At 68.6% G+C, this 547-nt stretch carries 1 protein-coding gene; it reads left to right on the plus strand.

The genetic code is table 11. The features are described from left to right. Nucleotides 1-547: hypothetical protein (locus NZU74_20800; protein MCS6883764.1), on the plus strand; the 547-nt coding region annotated here is incomplete at both ends.

Here is a 547-nt window from a genome sequence, read left to right on the forward strand (position 1 = left end):
GTATCCCTTCAAGACGGTCGGCATCGGCGCGCTGCGCGAGTTCATCCAGGAGTGGCAGTCGCCCAACTTTCACGCGCTGGAGCAGCAGGTCTTCCTCTGGCTGCTGCTGGCGACCTTCGCCGTGGTTGCGCTCTCGCGCCGCCCGGTGGACGTGACCGACCTGGTGCTGGTGTGCGGAGTGGCCTATCTCGGCTTCCTCGCCGGGCGCAACGTGCCGCTGCTCGCCGTCGTCGCGCCGCCGCTGCTGACGCGCCACGCCGCCGGCCTGCTTGCCCCGAGCGGCGACGACCGGCCTGCCTTCGCCGGCAACGTCCTCCTCAACTGGGTACTCCTTGTCGTACTTGCGCTTGCGGCCATGCTCAAGGTCTTCACCGTGCTGCCGGCCTCGGCCAACGAGCGGGCGATTGCGAAGGTCTCGCCGGTAGGCGCGGCGGAGTTTATCCGGCGCGAGCGCCCGCCGGGGCCGATGTTCAATTCCTACAACTTCGGTGGCTACCTGATGTGGGCGCTCTACCCGGAGTACCCCGTCTTCGTGGATGGCCGCACC

Source organism: Chloroflexaceae bacterium (genome assembly GCA_025057155.1).
Classification (GTDB): Bacteria; Chloroflexota; Chloroflexia; order Chloroflexales; family Chloroflexaceae; genus JACAEO01.